Here is a 21,226-nt window from a genome sequence, read left to right on the forward strand (position 1 = left end):
AGAAGTCAGATCAAAGGGTGCAGGATGTTTCACACGCGACAATTCATCCCGGCCCTTGCGCGTATCTTCCATTGATGCGGGCGGGCCAAAACTCTAGAACCACTCAAGAATCCGCGCGCGGAGAGGGAACCCTGCGCGCGAAGTAACCAACAGCCAGGAGGCACCGCATGGCAGACGCAGCCATTCACGGGCACGAGCACGAAGACGAACGGGGCTTTTTCACCCGTTGGTTCATGTCCACCAACCACAAAGACATCGGTATTCTGTACCTGGTCACCTCGGCCCTCGCCGGCTTCATCTCGGTCGCATTCACTGTTTACATGCGCCTCGAACTGATGGATCCGGGCGTTCAGTACATGTGTATGGAAGGCGCTCGCCTGACTGCCGCAGCCGCGGGCGAATGTACCCCCAACGGGCACCTTTGGAATGTTCTGATCACCGGGCACGGCATCCTGATGATGTTCTTCGTGGTGATCCCGGCCCTCTTCGGCGGTTTTGGCAACTATTTCATGCCCTTGCAGATCGGTGCGCCGGACATGGCGTTCCCGCGGCTGAACAACCTGTCCTTCTGGCTATATGTCGTTGGCACCACGCTGGCGGTGTGCTCGGTCCTGGCACCAGGTGGCAACGGGCAGCTTGGCTCTGGCGTGGGCTGGGTTCTGTACCCGCCGCTGTCCACCAACGAAGCGGGCATGTCCATGGACCTCGCAATCTTCGCGGTCCACGTCTCGGGCGCGTCGTCGATCCTGGGTGCGATCAACATGATCACCACCTTCCTGAACATGCGCGCGCCGGGTATGACGCTCTTCAAGGTGCCACTGTTCTCGTGGTCGATCTTTGTCACATCGTGGCTGATCCTGCTGTCCCTGCCAGTTCTGGCGGGCGCAATCACCATGCTGCTGATGGACCGCAACTTCGGCTTCACCTTCTTCGATCCCGCAGGCGGCGGTGACCCAGTGCTCTACCAGCACATCCTGTGGTTCTTCGGCCACCCCGAGGTTTACATCGTGATCCTGCCGGGCTTTGGCATCATCAGCCACGTGATCGCGACCTTCGCGCGCAAGCCGATCTTCGGCTACCTGCCGATGGTCTGGGCCCTGATTGCCATCGGCGCATTGGGTTTCGTGGTCTGGGCGCACCACATGTACACCGTGGGGATGAGCCTCAACCAGCAGGCCTATTTCATGCTGGCGACCATGGTGATCGCCGTCCCAACGGGCGTGAAGATCTTCAGCTGGATCGCAACGATGTGGGGTGGCTCGGTTGAGCTAAAAACCCCCATGCTCTGGGCCTTCGGCTTCCTGTTCCTCTTCACCGTGGGCGGCGTGACAGGCATCGTTCTCAGCCAGGCCGCTGTGGACCGCTACTACCACGACACCTACTACGTTGTGGCGCACTTCCACTATGTGATGAGCCTTGGTGCTGTCTTCGCCATCTTCGCGGGGATCTACTTCTACTTCCCCAAGATGACGGGCCGCATGTATCCTGAATGGGCGGGCAAGCTGCACTTCTGGGCGTTCTTCGTTGGTGCAAACCTGACATTCTTCCCGCAGCACTTCCTGGGCCGTCAGGGCATGCCACGCCGCTACATCGACTACCCCGAGGCGTTCGCCTACTGGAACTGGTGGTCGAGCATTGGTGCCTTCATCAGCTTCGCCTCGTTCCTGTTCTTCTTCGGGGTGATGGCCTACGCCCTGCGCCGTGGCGCCGTCGTGACCGAAAACAACCCGTGGAACGAATATGCGGACACGCTGGAATGGACACTGCCCAGCCCACCGCCAGAGCACACGTTCGAAACCCTGCCCAAGCAGGAAGACTGGGACAAAGCGCCGTCGCACTAAGCATTGCGCTAACCTGAAAATCCAAAGGGCTCCGGTGGCGACCGGAGCCCTTTTTAAATTGAACCGTCAAAAAGCTATACTGCACACCACCGTACTGGACCCGTTTTCAATCGCTTGTGTGTTGGTGCTGTTTGCCCTGAGCATCGTCATGTTTCGACGCCAGCTCTCAGCATCAAGACATGCGCTTGTACTTGCGGGATTGTGCAGCGTTATCGTTGCAATGTGGATTGCGGTTAAAACGCTTAGTCTGCTCGCCCAAGGCTCCGACCCAACCACTGACATAATTGCCGCGGCAAACCGCCCCCTCTCGGTCGCCAGCGAATTCACGGTTCCAGCTCTCATTTTTCTATGCCTCAGCGGGTGGCACTGGGTGATGCACCGTTGGCAGAACCTGTCTTTGCGCCCATTCACCTATGCGATGCACTGAAACATTGTGATCGGCTGGCTTGCCGTAAGCCTTCTGCGCCCCACCAACACTTTTGCGCTCACGCACGCGTTGTCAGATATGTCCGACGCTAAACGTGTCGCATTCTTCGAACAAAACTCCGCTGCCGTTCGTTTTCATGAACATGCAGTTCTGGGATACATTGCCCTTGTCATTGCGATCTTTGTGCTGCCCCTGGTGCTCCGTTTGTGCCGAAAGGTCTGACCCCCTTCACTTTAGCCAGATAGACTTCGGGGTTTGGGGAAAAGCCCCAAGAAACACGTGCAAAAACCGCACTCCCACATGCGTTGTTATGCAATATCACGTAACAAAACTGGGCCATTCGCCGCCCACCTCCCGGTCAAAACGCGCAGATCACCGCCCACGCGCGCGCAAGGCACACAAACCGCCTTCCAACGTCTGCACACCGTCCCATATGCAAATCACTACTGCTGCCCGCGGACCGCGTTGCCCGAACACCGTGACCGCTTCCCGCAGGACACCAGACGAAAGGAGCATTTCATGCTGTCGAAAACAATTTTATCCGCTGCCGTTGCAGCCTCGCTCGCCCTTGTGCCTGCCACCCGCGCCGCGGCCGACAAAAAGGACTTTATCGCCGGCGCCATCCTTGGCGGTATCGGCGGCGCAATCATCAACAATGAGGTGCGCAAGAACAAACAGCGCCAGGCCGCCCGTTCGCGCGCCGTGGCGCCCCGCACCTACGCGGCCCAACCGCGCAGCTACTCGGCTCCGAAGAAGAAAAGCTACCGGCCTTCGATCCCGGCCACACCCGAAGGGCGCGAGATCCAGTCCTCGCTCAACTACTTCGGCTTTGACGCCGGTCCGATCGATGGTCAGGTCGGGGGCAAGACCCGCGACGCCATCGCAGACTACCAGCGCTACATGGGCTATCAGGGCACCGGCACGCTCACGACGTTCCAACAGCACCTGCTGACAACGTCCTATCTGCGTGCCGAGGCGGGCGGCAGCCGCACGCTGCAGGACATCGCAAGCCTGCCTGACGGCACCCGTGGCCTGCTGAAGCTCTACCGCGAGGACCTTGCCTCGGGCGGCACGCAACAGCGCAGCCTGAGCCCGGAACCGTCGGCCTCCTACACCGACCTGTAACACCCCCGCCGCTAAGCCACCGCCCCTAATACTCCTCCAGGGGGGCGGTGGCACCCTAGCCGCGACAACCTGACCTTCGACTTGTTTCGTGCGCGGCGTATAACATCCATATGCCGTACCGCTGGACAACAGAACCCGAAGCTCAGGTGCAGGAACTCCACCTCTGGCCACACAACTCCCTTCCACAAAGGGGTATGGCCGCGTTCGTGCTGGCAACCTTCACCCTCATTCTGATCCCGACACTGCCCTTATTGGGCTCTGTCGTGTTGTGGGGTCTCCTCCCCTTCGCCATGGGGGCCGTCTGGGCGATGTATTTCGCCCTGCGCCGCAACCGTCGCGCGCGCCAGATCATCGAAGTGCTGACACTGGATGCAGACGAAACCCATCTGACCCGCACCGATGCCAATGGCGAGGTGCAGGAATGGGATTGCAACCGCTACTGGACCAAAGTGACCAAGTACGAAGATGAAGGGCCGGTGCCGCACTATGTCACGCTCAAGGGCAAGGGGCGCGAAGTCGAAATAGGTGCTTTCCTGAGTGAAGAAGAGCGCATCGCGCTCTACGACGACCTGACACGCGCCCTGCGGCGTTAACATGTCTTAACACCGTCTTTGGGGTGGGGTCCGGCAAATGTGCAGTTTCGGCTCGAAAACATGCAGTTTCGCCAAACAGACCTGAAACCAGTCGCTTTGAGTGGATGCATAAGCCGCAGTTTCAGGACGAAACTGCGCATTCTTCGCGAACAAGTGAGCCAGCGAAGGTCCGAAAAAGCGGAAATTAACCCGCTTTAATGCATCGTGCGATCCCCTTAGTGGGCCGCCGCGCAGAGCCGTTCCTTGACCATCGGACCCACCGCGCCGAAATCCATCTGGCCGGTGTATTTCGACTTCAGAACACCCATGACCTTGCCCATGTCCCGGATGCTCTCGGCACCAACCTCGGCAATGGCATCATCCACCGCTTTGGCCGACGCATCCGCGCCCAGTTTTTGAGGCAGGAACTCTTCGATGACCTTGATCTCGGCCAGCTCGCGTTCAGCCAAATCAAGTCGTCCACCTTCTTCATAGGTCTTCGCACTCTCGTTGCGCTGCTTGACCATTTTGCCAAGGATCGCAAGGACTTCACCCTCGCCAACCCCGTCATCCTGACCGGCGGCACGGGCGTCGATATCCTTGTCCTTGATGGCGGCGTTGATCAGCCGCAGCGTCGAAAGTCGGTCTGCATCCTTGTCTTTCATGGCCTGCTTGAGCGCGGCCGAAATCTTGGTGCGCAAATCCATTTGATGTCCATCCCCATGGGCACGTGTTGAAGGTTTAAGGTACGTGATACGCCAGGTTGAAGCAAGGGCACGCCAACTCTGTAAATTACTGATTTAAAACAATAAAGTAAATTCACCAATAGGCTTGACCAATACCACCCCCCACATTAGTTTCCGCCCAATTTGCCTGCACCCGCTGTCTTTGCCCGCATCAGGAAGCCCTGCCATGACCCCCGCCAAACCCACCGCATGCCTTGCCCTCGCCGATGGCACCCTGTTCTACGGACAAGGCTTCGGGGCGACCGGTCAAACACAGGCTGAACTGTGCTTTAACACCGCCATGACCGGCTATCAGGAGATCATGACCGATCCCTCTTATGCCGGCCAGATCGTCACCTTCACCTTCCCTCACATCGGCAATGTGGGCGTGAACCCGGAAGATGACGAAACGGGTGATCCGGTCGCGTCCGGCATGGTCGTCAAGTGGATGCCCACTGACCCGTCGAACTGGCGCGCAGCCGAAGGGCTGTCGGGCTGGTTGGCATCGCGGGGGCGCATTGCAATTGGCGGTGTCGACACACGACGCCTGACCCGGGCCATCCGGCAGGCCGGCGCCCCGCACGTCGCCCTTGCCCACAACCCTAATGGTGTTTTTGATATCGAAGCGCTGGTCGCTTCTGCCCGCGACTTTACAGGGCTGGAAGGCATGGATCTGGCCAAGGACGTCACCTGCGCCCAGTCGTACCGCTGGAACGAAAAACGCTGGGCTTGGCCTGACGGCTACACCCCGCAGAAAGACCCTAAATTCAAGGTTGTTGCAGTAGATTACGGCGCAAAACGCAACATCCTGCGCTGCCTTGCCTCCGCCGGGTGTGATGTTACCGTGCTGCCAGCAACCGCAACAGCCGACGAGGTGATGGCGCACGAGCCCGACGGTGTATTCCTGTCGAATGGCCCAGGGGATCCCGCAGCCACAGGCGAATATGCCGTGCCCATGATCAAGGATGTTCTGGACAAGGACGTGCCCGTCTTTGGGATTTGCCTCGGCCACCAGATGCTGGCCCTCGCCCTTGGGGCCAAGACGGTCAAGATGAACCACGGTCACCACGGAGCAAACCACCCTGTGAAGGACCTCGATACCGGCAAGGTCGAGATCACGTCGATGAACCACGGCTTTGCGGTTGATGCACAAACATTGCCAGAGGGCGTTGTGGAAACACATACATCACTCTTTGACGGGTCCAACTGCGGTATCCGCGTCGAAGGCAAGCCGGTCTATTCCGTGCAATATCATCCGGAGGCCAGCCCCGGCCCCCAAGACAGCTACTACCTGTTCGAGCGGTTTGCTGAGGCAATGGCCGCTCGCGCCCGTTGAAAACCAAGCGATTACAACAGTCTTAACGACCTGTTAACCACGAGACGCCATTGCTGAAGGTTCCTGAGCCTGGGACCCGCAATGAGCGATCCGCTATTACGTCTGTCTTATCCACAGCCGGTGACCCGGCCTGTGCGTCCTGCTGTGCCCGTGGGACGACAGTTGGTAAACGCCGGACTGATCAGCCAGACTACCTTGCTTGAGGCGCTCGCACTGCAACATCAGCTCGATGCTCCGCTGGGCGAGATACTGGTGGCCGAAGGACATGTTGAGCCTGATGACGTGCTGGCCGCACTTGCGGTGCAACACGATGCAGACCGTGTAGATCTGGCCATCGATCCACCCAATCCGCTGATGAAACAGGCCATGCCTGCACAGATATGCCAACACTTTGGTGTCGTGCCATGGCGTTGGATCGGCAATACGCTTCTGGTGGCTACGGCCCGGCCGGATCAGCTGTCAGAAGTAAGCCACATGCTCGATCAATCCTCCATCACGCTGTTGCCGGTCATCGCATCCATCGACCAAATCCACGACCAAATCACCTTGATCTATGGCGTGCAGCTTGCACATCAGGCCGCGCACAAAGTACCGCAAGAGGTCAGTTGCCGTACATGGACCCCAAGCATGTTCGCCGCACTCACTTTGCTGGCTCTTTTGATGCTGTCTCTGGTGCTGTTTCCCGCCTGGACCGCAACGGCACTGATTGGCTGGGCGGTGTTTACACTGGCACTGACAACGGGGCTTAAACTGGCCGCGGTCGTTGCCCGGCTGATGCACCGTTTGCCCGCGCAACCCGAACCTGTTTCCACGCCGTTGGCCGGCCGCTTGCCCCGCGTCTCTGTAATGGTTCCCTTGTTCAACGAAGAGCGGATCGCGGAGGCGCTGATCACACGCCTGTCCCGCCTGACATATCCCAAGGCCTTGCTGGATGTTGTTCTGGTCCTCGAATCCAAGGACAGCGTGACACGTGCAACCCTCGCCCGCACGCGTTTGCCAAAATGGATGCGCGTCGTCGAAGTGCCCGATGACGGCACCATCACCACGAAACCCCGCGCTCTCAACTACGCGCTGGACTTCTGCAAGGGCGAAATCATCGGAGTATGGGACGCCGAAGATGCGCCCGAACCGGATCAGATTGAAAAGGTCGTATCAAAATTTGCGGCTGCGGGCCCTGACGTTGCATGCCTGCAGGGTATGCTTGACTACTACAACGCTCGGCACAACTGGCTCGCGCGCTGCTTCACGATAGAATACGCAAGCTGGTGGCGGCTGGTACTGCCCGGTGTCCAACGTCTTGGGCTGGTTTTGCCCCTGGGCGGCACGACTCTGTTCTTCAGGCGTGCGATCCTCGACGAATTGGGCGGTTGGGATGCACACAATGTAACCGAAGACGCGGACCTCGGCATACGACTGGCACGCCGTGGTTACCGCACCGAATTGATCCCCACTGTCACCTATGAAGAAGCAAACTGTCGCGCCTGGCCTTGGGTGAAACAGCGATCTCGCTGGATCAAAGGTTTTTTTATTACCTATTGCGTACACATGCGGCGCCCCAAGGAGCTCTTGCGTGATCTTGGCTTCAAAAAGTTTCTCGGCGTACAGGCGATGTTTCTGGCCACGGTCTCGCAGTTCGCGGCGCTCCCATTGCTTTGGAGCTTCTGGCTGCCCGCCGCGGGCCTGCCACACCCGGTTACGGCGACACTGGGCGAAACCGCTCTCTGGTCCGCCGCATCATTCTTCATAGCAGCGGAATTGTTGAACATGGCCATCGGGATGCTTGCAGTATCGGACCGTGATCACCGTCATCTCCTGCCTTGGGTTCTGACCGTGCCGTTCTATTTCCCGCTCGGCGCCATCGCCAGCTACAAGGCCATCTACGAACTGGTGCGCGCCCCGTTCTATTGGGACAAAACCCAGCACGGCACCGCCAGTGGCGATGTAGTCGAACCGATCAAGAACGCGGATTAGGCTTCGTCGCGCCGCGTCTCTGCATCCTGCTTCAATCGGGTCATGAACGCGACCGAGATATGATCGCGCAGCGCCTGCCCTGCCTCGGCTTCGTCCTTGGCCTCGATCGCGCGTACGATACGGTCATGTTCATCCTGGGCGATGCGCGTGCGCCCATCCGCAGCCAGCGACGTGGTCGCCATCAGCGCCATGGTCCTGTGCACAAGGTCAAGCTGTTGAACAAGGTAGCGGTTGTGTGACGCAAGATGGATCTGCGTATGGAACCGCCGGTTCGCGCGTGCAAGCGCAGGCGGATCATTGATCAACGCATTGTCGGCCTCCACCATCTCGCGCAGGATGCGCACCTCTTCCGCCGTCGCATGCTGTGCGGCCAGTGATGCAGCCAAGCCCTCAAGCTCACGCCGTACAACGTACAATTCGGACATCTGGTTGTGATCGAGCGAGGCAACGATCAGGCTGCGCCCGTCACGCGACAGCAGGGACTGCGTTTCCAACCGTTGCAGGGCCTCGCGCACAGGCGTCCGCGACACGCCAAACCGTTCCGCCAGCTCGCTTTCCACCAACCGGTCACCGGGCCGGTAGGTGCCGATGTCGATCGCTTCGAGGATCATGGAATAGGCATCGGTATGTGTCGGGCGTGCGGCGCGCATGGCATCCTCGCAAGTCATTGAATTTCCAAACCATAGTGTGCACGCCCATATTCACGCAACCCCAAGCACTTGCGTACCGGGCGCGCCACGCCTATCCACGACCCCATGCCAGCTGATGATTTTGCACATGTACACTCCTGGGTCTTTGACCTGGACAATACACTCTACCCGCCTGCGGTACGCCTTTTTGATCAAATCGAAGTGCGGATGGCCGCCTATGTCATGGAGGCTTTGAAGGTCTCGCGCGCCGAGGCTGATCGCCTGCGCAAGCATTATTGGCGCACCCACGGCACGACGCTTGCCGGGCTGATGCGGGAACACGAGATCGACCCGCTGCCATTTCTCGAAGATGTGCACGACATCTCCTTCGATCAGCTGTCACCCGACGCCGATCTGGCCGCGCGGATCGATACGCTGCCCGGTCGCAAGATAGTCTACACAAACGGATGCGCGCCCTATGCCGAACGGGTACTGGCCGCACGCGGGCTGTCGGGCAAGTTCGATGCGATCTATGGTATCGAACATGCGGATTTTCAGCCCAAGCCGGACCGCGCCGCGTTCGATCGCGTCTTTGCCCGTGACGGACTGAACCCCGAACGCGGTGCGATGTTCGAGGATGAACCTCGGAACCTGGCGGCGCCCCATGCCATGGGTATGCGCACCGTTCACGTGGCCCCAGCACGGGCCGATGGGGACCACATTCATTACCACACCGATGACCTAGCAGAGTTCCTGTCCCGACTTACCGGGTAGGACAGGATGCCACCTTGGCACCGGGACCGGGCGGCATAGTTTGCCTGTATCGGAGGTGCGATATGACCAAAACCTGTGACATCCTGATTTCCGGCGGCGGCATTGCGGGTCTGACCGCCGCGGCTGCCTTTGGTTCGGCAGGGCTCAATGTCATCTGCGTTGATCCAGCCCCACCCGTGACAGAGCGTGAGGCCGAAGGTTCGGACATGCGCACCACGGCGATGCTGCAACCGGCGCGTGACTTGCTTGAGCGTGCGGGCGTTTGGGACGCGCTCGCCCCGCACGGCGCGGCACTTGAGGTGATGCGCATCGCTGACGCCGCCACCGACACAGGTGCGGCACGCGAGGTCAAATCCTTCCGTGCGTCGGACGTGTCTGATCTGCCCTTTGGCTGGAACTTTCCCAACTGGCGCTTGCGGCGCGAACTGGTGGCAAGACTTGATGCCCTGCCAAATGTCGACTTCCAACCGGGAACCGGCACCAGCCGCTTCCTGGGTCGCACAGCAGAAGCGCGGGTCACGCTGAGCGACGGAACAAGTATCAAAGCCAAACTGGTTGTGGCCGCGGATGGCCGCAACTCGCCCGTGCGACAGGCAGCCGGAATTGGGGTCACAACCAAGCGCTATGGTCAAAAGGCACTGGCCTTTGCCGTCACGCATACAATTCCGCACGACAATGTCTCGACCGAAGTGCACCGCACGGGTGGTCCGTTCACGCTCGTTCCGCTGCCAGACCACGAAGGCATGCCTTGCTCAGCCGTTGTGTGGATGGATGACGGTGCAAAGTCGGTGGCCCGCATGGCGTTGGAGACCGCGGAATTCGAAGCAGAGATGACCGAACGCAGTTGCCATATACTCGGGCCGCTCACCCTCGCCTCGCGCCGCACGATCTGGCCGATCATCAGCCAGATTGCCGAACGTTTGAGCGGCACACGCGTGGCTCTGATTGCCGAGGCCGCCCACGTCGTACCGCCGATTGGGGCGCAGGGGTTGAACATGTCGCTAGCCGATACCGCGACGCTGCTCGATCTGGTGATGGATCAACCCGAAAACCTGGGGGATGCGGCAATGCTCGCCCGCTACCATAAGGCGCGCTATGGCGATATCCGCATGCGCGTGACGGGCATCGACCTCTTGAACCGGGCAAGCCAGGCCACATCACCACTGGCTCGCGATGCAAGGGCGCTCGGCCTGAACGCGTTGCATGAGATCACTCCTATCCGCAAATCACTGATGGAATTGGGGTTGGGCGTACGACGCGCGGGGTAAGGCGGACCCTTGGTCCGCCGGGCGCATGGCACGTGCGCCTTACAGAACCTGATCTACGACACGCCAGAGCCGCGCGACCGTGCGGTCCACGTCATAAAGTTTGTCCAAACCAAATAGCCCGATGCGGAACGTCCGGAAATCAGCGGGCTCATCACATTGCAAAGGCACCCCCGCAGCGATTTGCATGCCCTGCGCAGCAAAACGCTTGCCGGTCTGCACATCCGGATCGGCGGTGTAGCTCACCACCACACCCGGAGCGCCAAACCCATCCGCCGCAACCGACGTCACACCTTTCTCAGCCAGCATGGCCCGCACGGCATTGCCCAACGCCCATTGCGCGTCCTTCAACTTGTCGAACCCGTACGCTTGCGTCTCAACCATTGTGTCACGGAAATCACGCAGCGCATCTGTTGGCATCGTCGCATGGTACGCATGACCACCGTTTTCATAGGCCTGCATAATCTGGTGCCACTTCTTGAGATCAATGGCAAAGCTGTCGGATGTTGTCTCTTCCATCCGTGCCACTGCGCGCGCAGATAACATCACCAAGCCAGCACAGGGCGAGGCACTCCAGCCCTTTTGCGGGGCAGAGATCAGCACATCGACGCCCAGTGCACGCATATCCACCCACGCACAGCCCGACGCAATACAATCCAGAACCATCAACGCACCAACCTCGTGCGCGGCCGCCGCCATCGCCGCCACATAGTCGTCGGGCAGGATCACTCCGGCACTTGTCTCAACATGCGGGGCAAAAACCACATCCGGTTTCTGATCGCGAATGGTTGTCACGACCTCGTCGATCGGGGCCGGGGCAAAAGGCGACGGCGACGCGTTTCCGGTCTGCCGCGCTTTCAACACGGTGGTATTGCCGGTCAGCCCCCCGGTTTCGAAAATCTGGCTCCAGCGGTAGGAAAACCATCCGTTGCGCACCACCAGCACATCTGCGCCGCGCCCGAACTGGCGGGCCACGGCCTCCATCCCAAAGGTACCGCCGCCCGGCACCACGACAACGGCATCAGCGGCATAGACCTCTTTCAGCATGAACGAGATATCGTTCATCACGCCCTGAAACGCCGCACTCATATGATTGAGCGAACGGTCGGTGAAAACGACGGAAAACTCCTCAAGACCTTGCGGATCAACGGTATCAAGCAATGCGGGCATCATGCGGTCCTTTCTCTTTCAGCAGGACATAGCGGCTTGGGTCGGGCAGAACAAAGCCTATCACCGTATACATTCGCGGCAGTGCGGCATGGCGCGTCGCCTATGGGAACGGTTTTCAGCCGATGGGCCCCGGTCGGCGCTCTTCACTCAGCAGAACGTTTGCTTCAACCTCACCTGCGCCGGGCAATGTCATGATCCGGCGCCGCAGCACGCGCTCAAAGTCAGGTAAGTCGCGCGCCACCACCCGCAGGCGGTAGTCATACAGCCCCAGCACATGCTCAACGGTCTGCACTTCAGGGATGGCCGAGACCGCGCGTTCAAAATCCTCAAGGCTCACCCGACCCTTGGTCGCCAACTTCACCCCCAGAAAAACTGTCACACCGAAACCCAGCTTTTCCGCATCAAGGCTCAACCGTTGTCCACGGATCACGCCAGCCTCGCGCAACCGCTTGATGCGCCGCCATGCGGCAGGCTGCGAAAGCCCACAAGCCCGCCCGATGGCTCCTGCCCCCTGCCCCGCGTCGTCGACCAACAAACGCAGAATGGCGAAATCCGTATCATCAAGATCGATCACAGCGGCAATGCCTCATCACTCTTGATCCGCGCCACCTGCATCAGAGCCTCGATATCCGCGATATGGGGCAAGGTCAGGATACGGCTGCGATAAAGGTGCTGATAGTGCGGCATGTCGCGCGCGATGACGGACAGGCGTACGTCCACACGCCCCAGAAAGGTCTGGATTTCGATGACTTCGGGCACCTCTCGTGCTGCTTCGATGAAGTCATCGAAGGCACGCGCTTGTGTCTTATCCAACGTGACGCGCAAGGACACCTCGACCGCGTAACCCAGTGCAGCCCAATCGATCAAGGCCTGCACCGACTTGACCAATCCCGCATCGCGCAGCTTGGCCTGCCGTCGCACAAGTTGCCCTGGACTGACCCGTGCGCGTTCCGCCAGTTCCGCGGGGGCAAGCGTCGGGTCGGACTGCCATTGCCGCAGGATACGACGATCCGCATCATCTAACATGATTTTCCCGTCTTTCATTTATTTGACGCATGAAACTACCTTCATCTTGCTAAATAAACTCAAAATACAACGCTGACCAGAGGCAATAGCCTGAGTATAACGCCCCTCAGCAACCAAACCCGGAGGGACCAACATGCGCGTGTATTATGACCGCGATTGCGACATCAACCTGATCAAGGACATGAACGTGGCCATCCTCGGCTACGGCTCCCAAGGCCACGCCCACGCGCTGAACCTGCGCGACTCGGGTGCCAAGAACGTCGTCGTCGCCCTGCGCGAAGGCTCGGCATCCATCGCCAAGGCAGAAGGCGAAGGCCTGAAAACGATGGGCATCGCCGAGGCGGCAGCCTGGGCCGACCTGATCATGTTCACAATGCCCGATGAACTGCAGGCCGAAACCTACAAGAAATACGTGCACGACAACATCCGCGAAGGTGCCGCCATCGCGTTCGCTCACGGTCTGAACGTCCACTTCGGCCTGATCGAACCCAAGCCCGGCATCGACGTGGTGATGATGGCGCCCAAGGGCCCCGGCCACACCGTGCGCGGCGAATATGTCAAAGGCGGCGGCGTGCCCTGCCTGGTAGCCGTCGATAAGGACGCATCCGGCCGTGCTCTGGAAATCGGTCTGTCCTACTGCTCCGCTATCGGTGGCGGCCGCTCGGGCATCATCGAAACCAACTTCCGCGAAGAATGCGAAACCGACCTCTTCGGTGAACAGGCCGTTCTCTGCGGTGGTCTGGTCGAGCTGATCCGCATGGGCTTCGAGACGCTGGTTGAGGCGGGCTACGCACCCGAGATGGCCTATTTCGAATGCCTGCACGAAGTGAAGCTGATCGTGGACCTGATCTACGAAGGCGGCATCGCCAACATGAACTACTCGATCTCTAACACTGCTGAGTATGGCGAATACGTCTCCGGCCCACGCGTTCTGCCCTACGACGAGACTAAGGCACGGATGAAGGCAATCCTGACCGACATCCAGACCGGCAAGTTCGTGCGCGATTTCATGCAGGAAAACGCCGTTGGTCAGCCCTTCTTCAAAGGCACACGTCGCATCAACGACGAACACCAGATCGAAGAAACGGGCGAGAAGCTGCGCGGCATGATGCCGTGGATCTCGGCTGGCAAGATGGTCGACAAGTCCAAGAACTGAGTTGTCCTACGGAAAAGGCGCCCAATTGGGCGCCTTTTTCATCCAACAGCGGCGGCGTAACGCTCGCCCAATACGAAATCCCAACCGCTGTCATAGTTCTCACGCTTGGCGTGGGCCTCATCTGCCCAGACTTCCCAACCGCTATGGGTCAGCGTGACACGCGTCTTGGCCTCGTTGATCGCATCGAACTGAATATCAACGCGTGTTGCGGAATCCGCATTGCTGCCCGGGTGCCAAGTCATTGCCAGATTTCGGCCCACCTCGAACTCCAGCACTTTGCCCCAGTCACTGCGTGTACCGTCATACATCGTCTCATACACCGCCCCGCCCACGTGCGGTTCGATTGTCACTGCAAGCGCAGCTTTCCCTGTCGCGACAGACACAGCGTGCCGATCCATCGGCCACCATGTCGCAATTCGAGTGACAAAGATATCGAATGCACGGTCAGCCGCACATGGTACGTCAATTGTTTTGATGATTGGACTGGTCATGCGCCGTGCTCTCCATTTGCTGAACATCCTCGGCAAACCCCTGCATCACCGCATCCCAGAACTGATCAAGATAGGCCCGCAACTCCGCGAGTCCTTCGGCCCTGACCGAGTAGATGCGCCGCGTTCCCTCGGCGCGCGCATAAACCAAGCCAGCATCTGACAGAACCTTCAAATGCTGTGAAACCGCCGGTCGAGATACAGGAAGGTTGCGCGCAAGAACTGCAACTGAACTGGGCGAATGGGCCACTGCCTCGAACACGGATCGCCGTGTTGGATCAGAAAGGGCTGCAAGCGATTCTTCGTAAGCCATGACTTACGGTAAGCGATGACTTACGGTTTGTCAAAGTCGTGGAAATGCAGCTGCAAACGCCTGTTGCCCCTTGGGTGTCATCAAAACGGCGCGGCTGCCCGCATCCCGTCGCATCCACCCTTGCCCCTCCATCCGGGTCAGCATGGCACGACCAAGGGAACCGGCCAGATGGTTGCGCCGTTCGGACCAGTCAAGGCAGGTCCGGCACAAAAGGGTCCGCCCCTTCTCCAGCGCCGCCAGATCAATGCCGAACCCGGATGCAAAGTCGCGCCCAGTCCCGGTCAGTATGACGTCTTCACCATCTTCAGCCAGCACGTCACGCGCGATCAGGCTGCGATACATCTGCACCCCCATCCGTCCGGCCAAGTGATTGTAACACACCCGCGCCACCTGCATCTGAGCATCCTTCGGCCCTGTCCGCACCCGCGTGGCGCCACGCCGTGCGGCCAATCCCATCAGCGCTTCCAGCACACCCGCAACCTCGGCATCCGCAAGATGAAAGTATTTGTGACGCCCTGATTTGCGCGGGCTGACCAGATCCGCGTCCGTCAGCTTGGACAAATGCCCACTGGCCGTGGACAACCCCACGCCCGCTTCTTCGGCCAATTCGGACGCGGTCAATGCGCGCCCGTCCATCAAGGCGGTGAGGATATTGGCACGCGCCGGATCGCCGATCAGCGCCGCGATTTGCGAGATATCTGGACCTTCTTTCATAGTTCGATGGTAACCGAAGTATTGACGTAAGTCAAAGTGCTACACCGGCGGCGCGAAAGAAAGGACCCCACATGCTGACCTGCATCATTCAATATCAGATCGACCCAACCAAACGCGCGGCCTTTGCCGAGTATGGTCAACGATGGGGCGAAGCGATCCCACGCTGCGGCGCAGACCTTGTGGGATATTTTGCGCCCCACGAAGGATCATCCACGCTCGCCTATGGCATCTATCACATTGAAAACCTTGCCGCTTACGAAGAATACCGCGCCCGCCTCGCCGCAGACCCGCTGGGACGTGAGAATTACCTGTTTGCACAATCCGAGAAATTCATTCTCAAAGAAGATCGGACATGGCTGACCAACGTCTCAATGCCGCAGGGAGGTTCCACGTGATCGCTGTCATCTTCGAGGTTTGGCCCAAGGACGGGCATCGCACCCCTTATCTGAACCGGGCTGCCGCGCTCAAAGAACACCTTGGCGATATCCCCGGGTTCATTTCTGTCGAGAGATTCGAGAGCCTCGTGGAGCCGGGCAAGCTGCTGTCGCTGTCGTTCTGGGAAGACGAGGCCGCCCTCGAACATTGGCGCAAGCTGCCGGAACACCGCGACGCACAATCCGCAGGCCGCGATATCCATTTCGACAACTACCGCCTACGTGTGGCGGGGGTGATCCGTGACTATGGCATGACGGAACGAGACGAGGCGCCCGCCGACAGCAAGGCGCTGCATGACCGATAGCCCGCGCATCACCGCCGCCAGTTGGGTGATGGTGGCCATCCTCGGTTTCACCTGGGGTGGCACTTTTCTGGTGACCGAGATTGCCCTGACCGGGATCACCCCGTTCTGGCTGGCCGCTGGGCGCATTTGCTTTGCCGCCATATTGATGGTCGCCATTTGGACTGCACTTGGTGCCCGCTTGTTTAAAGACCCCGTGCCGCCGGGCACGTGGTTGTCATTGGGTGCAATTGGCGGGTTCAGTTCCGCGATCCCTTTCATGCTGCTGGCATGGGGCCAGCAATATGTCACCTCAGGCTTTGCCGGCGTTTCGATGGCATCCGTCGCGCTGATCGTACTGCCGCTGGCACATCTGCTGGTTCCTGGCGAACGCATGACCCTGCGACGTAGCCTCGGCTTTGTCATCGGGTTTGTAGGGGTCTGTATCCTGATCGGCGGCCAAGCTTTTGAGGCCAGCGGTGCGCAGTTAGAGACTGCTGGACGGATTGCCTGCATCGGGGCCGCCAGCTGCTACGGCATCTCATCCATCCTGATGCGGCGCCTGCCGCCGGTGGATCCGATCGGGCTTTCGACTGTTCTGCTGCTGATCGCCGCTCTGATCGTGCTGCCCGCCGCCTGGATTGTTGAGGGGCCGCCGCCCCTGCCGAACACGCAGACTGTCGTGGTCATCGCCTTTCTCGGGCTGATCCCCACAGCCGCGGCCAACATGCTGCGCGTCTTGGTGGTCCGCAGCGCAGGACCAGTCTTCATGTCAATCACGAACTACCAGGTGCCGGTCTGGTCCGTCGTCATGGGCGCTGCACTCCTGAACGAACCACTGCCCCCAAGCCTGCTTTGGGCCATGTTGCTGATCCTCGCCGGTGTGGGCCTCAGCCAATACGGCGCATTGCAGCGGTTGTTCGCACGCTGATCCCAGCTTCATTTCGCCAAGTACACCGGCCCCGGGGGGCGCCCGGTTGAAATCACGGCGCGACGGCTGCCTCTACCGCTTTGACGACGTGCTCCACACTGGCGTTAAGCACGGTTTCGTCTTCACTTTCCGCCATAACCCGGATCAGCGGCTCGGTCCCGGATTTGCGGATCAGCAACCGACCGTTGCCATTCAACTGGCCCTCGGCCTCGGTGATGGCCGTCTTGACGCTGTCCATATCCAGCGGAGCCTGCCCGGCAGCGAAACGCACATTCTTGAGAAGTTGAGGAACGGGGTCAAAAACATGCAGTACCTCGCTGGCCTGCTTGCCGGACTGCACCAGTTCCGCCAGGAATTGCAGCCCCGCCATAAGCCCATCGCCAGTCGTGGCGTAGTCGGTCATCACGATGTGACCCGATTGCTCACCGCCCAGATTGAAGCCACCCTCGCGCATGCGTTCAACCACGTAGCGGTCGCCCACACCCGTGCGCTCCAGACCAACACCGCGCCCTTGAAGGAAGCGCTCAAGGCCCAGATTGGACATGACTGTCGCGACAAGCGCATTGCCCTTGAGCCGCCCCTCAGCCGCCCAGCGGGCCGCCATGAGGCCCATGAACTGATCGCCGTTGCCCACACGCCCCTTTTCGTCCAGCAGGATGACCCGGTCAGCATCCCCATCAAGGCAAATGCCGACATCGGCGCCATGCGCCACAACCGCTTCCGCTGCCGTTTGGGGCTGGGTGGACCCGCATCCCTCGTTGATATTGTGCCCGTTCGGCGCCACCCCGACCGGGATGACCGTGGCCCCAAGTTCCCAAAGGGCTTCGGGTGCCACGCGGTAGGCGGCGCCATTCGCGCAATCCACAACCACCTTCAGTCCGTCCAGCCGCATCTGACGCGGGAACGAGGATTTCACACGTTCCACATAGCGGAAGCGACCGTCATCGATCCGCTTCGCACGCCCGATTGTCCCCGCGGGGACAGGGTCAACCCCTTGGGATACAAGGTTTTCTATTTCCGCTTCCGCCGCATCGCTCAGCTTGTAGCCATCGGGACCAAAGAACTTGATACCGTTGTCATGGGCGGGGTTGTGGCTGGCTGAAATCATCACGCCCAGATCGGCCCGCATGGATCGCGTCAGCAACCCGACGGCGGGCGTTGGCACCGGCCCCAGCAGCAAGACATTCATGCCGGTGCTGGTCAGACCTGCCGTCAGCGCGTTTTCAAACATGTAGCCCGACAGGCGCGTGTCCTTGCCGATCACCACGCGGTGCACACTGTCGCCATCCCTCCGAAAGTACCGCCCCACTGCCGCACCGATGCGCAGTGCCATCTCGGCCGTCATGGGCGCGGTGTTGGCCGTGCCCCGGACGCCGTCCGTCCCAAAAAGCTTTGTCATGTTAGCGATGTGCCACGGAAGCGCGCCACAGCGCAATGGCCTGCGCGTGTTCGGCAACGTCATGCGCACGAATGATCTGCACCCCTTGGGCAAGGGCGGCAAGGGCCACAGCCACCGAACCGGGCGCACGGGCGGACGCTTCGGGCGCGTTGCCGATGGTGCCTATGAACCGCTTGCGCGACGCGCCCAAAAGGATCGGCACACCAAGACTGTGAAACAGGCTGATCCGGTTCAGCAGGGTCAGGTTGTGATCCAGCGTTTTGCCAAACCCGATGCCGGGGTCAGCGATGATCTTGTCCCTGGCAATGCCCGCCGCCTGCAATGCCGAAATCCGTGCGGCCAGAAAGTCGTACACGTCCAGCAGAACATCATCGTAGACCGGGTTGTCCTGCATGGTCTGCGGATCACCCTGCGCATGCATCACGCAAACAGGCACACCGCGCGTGGCGCAGAGCGTGGCAAGAGCAGGATCGTAGATAAAGCCCGAAACATCGTTGACAATGGACGCACCGGCATCCAGCGCCGCCTCTGCGACCGCAGCCTTGCGCGTATCAATAGAGATGGGCGTGGTCACGCCTGCAGCGCGCAGGTCGCGGATCACCGGCGCAGTGCGCGCGATCTCTTCATCCATGTCCACTGTTGCAGCGCCCGGCCGGGTGCTTTCGCCCCCGATATCGAGGATATCTGCGCCCTGCTTTATCAACGCCTGACCATGCGCTACTGCATCGTGGCGCGCGTTGTGCTGTCCCCCGTCCGAGAAGCTGTCGGGTGTAGTATTCAGGATGCCCATGATCTGCGGCGCAGACCCAGAATCTCGAAACCGCGCGCCTTCGACATCTGTTAGGTCAGACACCGGAACGATATGTGCGGCGTCGGTACGTGACAGGGTTTCGACATGTGTGAACCAGCACCCGCCAAAGACAATCGCCTCATCCGGACGGGCTGGTCCCACCTGCATCAACGGGCGGACATACCGCATTACAGCTTGGCCTGATCCACGGGAACCGCGCGCAAAGCAACCGGGGCATCCTTGGGACCATCATCGCCAATCACAAGCATTTCCAGAACATCAAACGTGGCTGCAAACCAAGATGCCAATGCGACAGCATCCGCGCCTTTAGCAGAGGGGCCGTCCACCGCATCCAAAACGATCTTGGAGGGCGCCCAGACGCAGGCCTGACCGTTCCGCATGGCCCAATCCAGCTCGGTCCGGGTGTCCACGACCTTGCACCGCGAATCACGGGCCGCGAGCACCCACGCATTCTGTTCGATGGCGAGCAAGTCGATGCGCCGTTGCGCCAGCGGGTGGCTGGCCTCAGGCGCGTCAATATCGGCGGGCCCAACACAGAAGATCAGCGGGCGGCCCATCGCCTCAAGTTGGTCAATCCAACCGCTCAAATTGTCCGAGGCAATAGCGTCGTTCGACAGATACACCAGTTCGGGGTGCATCACGTCCTCTTCCATATCCTCGGTCGCGACTGGACGGGCCGTGCCCCGGCTGCGCACAATCTCGACCCCCAGCGCGCCCGGGCCACGGTCCAGTTTCTCGATGCGGACAAAGACACGCATCGCCTGCGGTTCCATCAGGATGCGGTCGGCCACACGTTCGGACAGGGTTTCAAGCAGGTTCAGACGTTCGGCGGCCAGTTCATAGGCGATCGCCTCAGTCACCTTGTCGTAGGACAGGATTCGATCCACGTCGTCATCAATCGGTCCGGTGAGCGGGCGCACCTCGACCACGATGTTGAAACAGATGCGCTGTGTGACCCCACGCTCGGCCTGAAAGGCGCCTATTTCGACCTCGACCGTGTGATCACGGACCGAGATGCGATCCAGCGGCGCTGATGTGGCAGTTGCTTCCGACCGTTCAGACGGATGGGAAAAGGCAAGACGGATTTCGGACGCCATGATGCGGACCTATGCAGTCAAAGTTGCGCCCTTCTACCCAAGCTGTCCCCGCGGGGACAGGGGCAAAGACGCCGCCCTTCGGCCCGAAAACGTCAGTTTGAGGCGGTGCGGAAGGTGTGACGGTAAAAGACATGCACACCGATCGCTGCGGTCTTGGTGTAAACGCGGCTCCAGCGCGGGCGCACAGCAGTCGTGTGGTAGTGCGTGGCACCTTCTGTCAGGGCAGGCGCACGACCATCCAGAACGGTGCGGGCCACTTTGGACACACGCTCAAATGCGCGTTGCTCGCGGATGGTTTCCGGCGCGCCATCGCAGGTATAGGTGAATTGGCATTGGTACTTGCGACCCGTGCCCTGATTGATCACACCGCAGACATTGTCGGGGAAACGCGCGCTGCGCACCCGGTTCATGATAACCTCGGCCACGGCAAACTGCCCTTTGACCGTTTCGCCACGGGCTTCGAAATACAGCGCCTCGCTCAGGCACCGCCAATGTGCATCACCCAAGGCTTTGGGCTGTGCATCAACCCAGCTGCGCGAAAACGATATGTCGGTATTCCTGTCCGGTTCCGTCAGCAAAGCCGCAAGCCGTGTTGACGGCACACCTCGCAATCCACGATTCTCCGCGTTTCGCAACGCCTCACCAGTTACACTCGTATTCTCGGCATCTGCCGCAGCAAGCTGCGTCCCTGCCAGCATGGACCATGCCAGCAGCGCCTTTACCAAACGTCGCATTGATCAC

At 60.1% G+C, this 21,226-nt stretch carries 25 protein-coding genes; 13 read left to right on the forward strand and 12 right to left on the reverse strand.

Annotation, left to right across the window (positions count from 1 at the left end; all coding sequences use genetic code 11):
- Positions 1 to 167 precede the first annotated feature (167 nt).
- The 5 genes from ctaD to AC53L6_RS22210 all read left to right on the forward strand — a co-directional run bounded on the left by ctaD (position 168) and on the right by AC53L6_RS22210 (position 3,986).
- Positions 168 to 1,841 carry a cytochrome c oxidase subunit I gene (gene ctaD, locus AC53L6_RS22190; RefSeq protein WP_299209430.1) on the forward strand — a complete coding sequence of 558 codons (1,674 nt, stop codon included), beginning with the start codon at positions 168 to 170 and terminating at the stop codon, positions 1,839 to 1,841.
- Between the two features lie 34 nt (positions 1,842 to 1,875).
- On the forward strand, positions 1,876 to 2,268 hold the full coding sequence (locus tag AC53L6_RS22195; protein WP_496909413.1) for a hypothetical protein: 393 nt from the start codon (positions 1,876 to 1,878) through the stop codon (positions 2,266 to 2,268).
- A 6-nt stretch (positions 2,269 to 2,274) separates the two neighbouring features.
- The gene (locus AC53L6_RS22200) at positions 2,275 to 2,490 is read left to right on the forward strand and encodes a hypothetical protein (protein WP_299603892.1); all 216 of its coding nucleotides are present in this window, start codon (positions 2,275 to 2,277) and stop codon (positions 2,488 to 2,490) included.
- Positions 2,491 to 2,787: 297 nt separating this feature from the next.
- Positions 2,788 to 3,393 carry a peptidoglycan-binding domain-containing protein gene (locus AC53L6_RS22205; RefSeq protein WP_299209436.1) on the forward strand — a complete coding sequence of 202 codons (606 nt, stop codon included), beginning with the start codon at positions 2,788 to 2,790 and terminating at the stop codon, positions 3,391 to 3,393.
- A 110-nt stretch (positions 3,394 to 3,503) separates the two neighbouring features.
- The gene (locus tag AC53L6_RS22210; RefSeq protein ID WP_299209439.1) at positions 3,504 to 3,986 is read left to right on the forward strand and encodes a DUF2244 domain-containing protein; all 483 of its coding nucleotides are present in this window, start codon (positions 3,504 to 3,506) and stop codon (positions 3,984 to 3,986) included.
- Between the two features lie 215 nt (positions 3,987 to 4,201).
- Here the strand turns inward: AC53L6_RS22210 and AC53L6_RS22215 are convergent, their stop codons facing one another.
- Entirely contained in the window at positions 4,202 to 4,672 is a 471-nt protein-coding gene (locus AC53L6_RS22215; protein ID WP_299209442.1) for a GatB/YqeY domain-containing protein, read from the reverse strand.
- 205 nt (positions 4,673 to 4,877) lie between these two features.
- Between AC53L6_RS22215 and carA the strand changes: the two genes are divergently transcribed.
- Both carA and AC53L6_RS22225 read left to right on the forward strand, forming a co-directional pair.
- Positions 4,878 to 6,026 carry a glutamine-hydrolyzing carbamoyl-phosphate synthase small subunit gene (gene carA, locus AC53L6_RS22220; RefSeq protein WP_496909414.1) on the forward strand — a complete coding sequence of 383 codons (1,149 nt, stop codon included), beginning with the start codon at positions 4,878 to 4,880 and terminating at the stop codon, positions 6,024 to 6,026.
- A gap of 81 nt (positions 6,027 to 6,107) precedes the next feature.
- Positions 6,108 to 7,997 carry a glycosyltransferase gene (locus AC53L6_RS22225; RefSeq protein WP_496909415.1) on the forward strand — a complete coding sequence of 630 codons (1,890 nt, stop codon included), beginning with the start codon at positions 6,108 to 6,110 and terminating at the stop codon, positions 7,995 to 7,997.
- Here the strand turns inward: AC53L6_RS22225 and AC53L6_RS22230 are convergent.
- The gene (locus AC53L6_RS22230) at positions 7,994 to 8,647 is read right to left on the reverse strand and encodes a GntR family transcriptional regulator (RefSeq protein WP_299209450.1); all 654 of its coding nucleotides are present in this window, start codon (positions 8,645 to 8,647) and stop codon (positions 7,994 to 7,996) included. The two genes, AC53L6_RS22225 and AC53L6_RS22230, sit on opposite strands and share 4 nt — an antisense overlap.
- A gap of 105 nt (positions 8,648 to 8,752) precedes the next feature.
- Here AC53L6_RS22230 and AC53L6_RS22235 point away from each other — a divergent pair, with 105 nt between their 5' ends.
- The gene (locus tag AC53L6_RS22235; RefSeq protein WP_496909416.1) at positions 8,753 to 9,400 is read left to right on the forward strand and encodes a pyrimidine 5'-nucleotidase; all 648 of its coding nucleotides are present in this window, start codon (positions 8,753 to 8,755) and stop codon (positions 9,398 to 9,400) included.
- Between the two features lie 62 nt (positions 9,401 to 9,462).
- On the forward strand, positions 9,463 to 10,668 hold the full coding sequence (locus AC53L6_RS22240) for a UbiH/UbiF family hydroxylase (protein ID WP_496909417.1): 1,206 nt from the start codon (positions 9,463 to 9,465) through the stop codon (positions 10,666 to 10,668).
- A gap of 39 nt (positions 10,669 to 10,707) precedes the next feature.
- Here AC53L6_RS22240 and AC53L6_RS22245 read toward each other — a convergent pair whose 3' ends face one another.
- From AC53L6_RS22245 to AC53L6_RS22255, 3 genes are all read right to left on the reverse strand, one after another.
- Positions 10,708 to 11,835 carry an aminotransferase class V-fold PLP-dependent enzyme gene (locus tag AC53L6_RS22245; protein ID WP_496909439.1) on the reverse strand — a complete coding sequence of 376 codons (1,128 nt, stop codon included), beginning with the start codon at positions 11,833 to 11,835 and terminating at the stop codon, positions 10,708 to 10,710.
- Between the two features lie 115 nt (positions 11,836 to 11,950).
- A complete protein-coding gene (locus AC53L6_RS22250) occupies positions 11,951 to 12,409 on the reverse strand; it encodes an Lrp/AsnC family transcriptional regulator (protein ID WP_299603909.1) in 459 nt (152 codons plus the stop codon).
- Positions 12,406 to 12,861, reverse strand: coding sequence for an Lrp/AsnC family transcriptional regulator (locus AC53L6_RS22255; protein WP_496909440.1), 456 nt, complete (start codon positions 12,859 to 12,861; stop codon positions 12,406 to 12,408). The genes AC53L6_RS22250 and AC53L6_RS22255 overlap by 4 nt, the downstream gene beginning before the upstream one ends.
- Before the next feature lie 133 nt (positions 12,862 to 12,994).
- Here AC53L6_RS22255 and ilvC point away from each other — a divergent pair, with 133 nt between their 5' ends.
- A complete protein-coding gene (gene ilvC / locus AC53L6_RS22260) occupies positions 12,995 to 14,017 on the forward strand; it encodes a ketol-acid reductoisomerase (RefSeq protein ID WP_299546074.1) in 1,023 nt (340 codons plus the stop codon).
- Between the two features lie 38 nt (positions 14,018 to 14,055).
- On the opposite strand, the gene AC53L6_RS22265 is transcribed toward ilvC, so the two are convergent.
- From AC53L6_RS22265 to AC53L6_RS22275, 3 genes are read right to left on the reverse strand one after another with little or no spacing between them, the layout of a single operon-like run.
- Positions 14,056 to 14,508 (reverse strand): SRPBCC domain-containing protein, encoded by a 453-nt coding sequence (locus AC53L6_RS22265; protein WP_496909418.1) that lies wholly within the window; start codon positions 14,506 to 14,508, stop codon positions 14,056 to 14,058.
- Positions 14,480 to 14,818 (reverse strand): ArsR/SmtB family transcription factor, encoded by a 339-nt coding sequence (locus AC53L6_RS22270; protein WP_299703669.1) that lies wholly within the window; start codon positions 14,816 to 14,818, stop codon positions 14,480 to 14,482. Before AC53L6_RS22270 ends, AC53L6_RS22265 begins: the two co-directional genes overlap by 29 nt.
- Positions 14,819 to 14,848: 30 nt before the next feature.
- Complete coding sequence (locus AC53L6_RS22275; RefSeq protein WP_496909419.1) at positions 14,849 to 15,532, reverse strand: ArsR/SmtB family transcription factor; 684 nt, start codon at positions 15,530 to 15,532, stop codon at positions 14,849 to 14,851.
- A gap of 71 nt (positions 15,533 to 15,603) precedes the next feature.
- On the opposite strand from AC53L6_RS22275, the gene AC53L6_RS22280 reads away from it, so the two are divergent.
- From AC53L6_RS22280 to AC53L6_RS22290, 3 genes are read left to right on the forward strand one after another with little or no spacing between them, the layout of a single operon-like run.
- Positions 15,604 to 15,927, forward strand: coding sequence for an NIPSNAP family protein (locus AC53L6_RS22280; protein WP_299209477.1), 324 nt, complete (start codon positions 15,604 to 15,606; stop codon positions 15,925 to 15,927).
- Entirely contained in the window at positions 15,924 to 16,271 is a 348-nt protein-coding gene (locus AC53L6_RS22285) for an antibiotic biosynthesis monooxygenase family protein (protein WP_299603924.1), read from the forward strand. The genes AC53L6_RS22280 and AC53L6_RS22285 overlap by 4 nt, the downstream gene beginning before the upstream one ends.
- On the forward strand, positions 16,261 to 17,178 hold the full coding sequence (locus AC53L6_RS22290) for a DMT family transporter (protein ID WP_496909420.1): 918 nt from the start codon (positions 16,261 to 16,263) through the stop codon (positions 17,176 to 17,178). The genes AC53L6_RS22285 and AC53L6_RS22290 overlap by 11 nt, the downstream gene beginning before the upstream one ends.
- A gap of 52 nt (positions 17,179 to 17,230) precedes the next feature.
- On the opposite strand, the gene glmM is transcribed toward AC53L6_RS22290, so the two are convergent.
- The 4 genes from glmM to AC53L6_RS22310 all read right to left on the reverse strand — a co-directional run bounded on the left by glmM (position 17,231) and on the right by AC53L6_RS22310 (position 21,219).
- Positions 17,231 to 18,577: a phosphoglucosamine mutase gene (gene glmM, locus AC53L6_RS22295; RefSeq protein WP_299209486.1), complete on the reverse strand. Its 1,347-nt coding sequence runs from the start codon at positions 18,575 to 18,577 to the stop codon at positions 17,231 to 17,233.
- Between the two features lies 1 nt (position 18,578).
- The gene (gene folP, locus AC53L6_RS22300; RefSeq protein ID WP_496909421.1) at positions 18,579 to 19,556 is read right to left on the reverse strand and encodes a dihydropteroate synthase; all 978 of its coding nucleotides are present in this window, start codon (positions 19,554 to 19,556) and stop codon (positions 18,579 to 18,581) included.
- A complete protein-coding gene (locus AC53L6_RS22305) occupies positions 19,556 to 20,485 on the reverse strand; it encodes a dihydroneopterin aldolase (protein WP_496909422.1) in 930 nt (309 codons plus the stop codon). The genes folP and AC53L6_RS22305 overlap by 1 nt, the downstream gene beginning before the upstream one ends.
- A gap of 92 nt (positions 20,486 to 20,577) precedes the next feature.
- Positions 20,578 to 21,219, reverse strand: coding sequence for a cell wall hydrolase (locus tag AC53L6_RS22310; RefSeq protein WP_299209493.1), 642 nt, complete (start codon positions 21,217 to 21,219; stop codon positions 20,578 to 20,580).
- Positions 21,220 to 21,226 lie beyond the last annotated feature (7 nt).

This window comes from Tateyamaria sp. LSS28 (assembly GCF_059611725.1).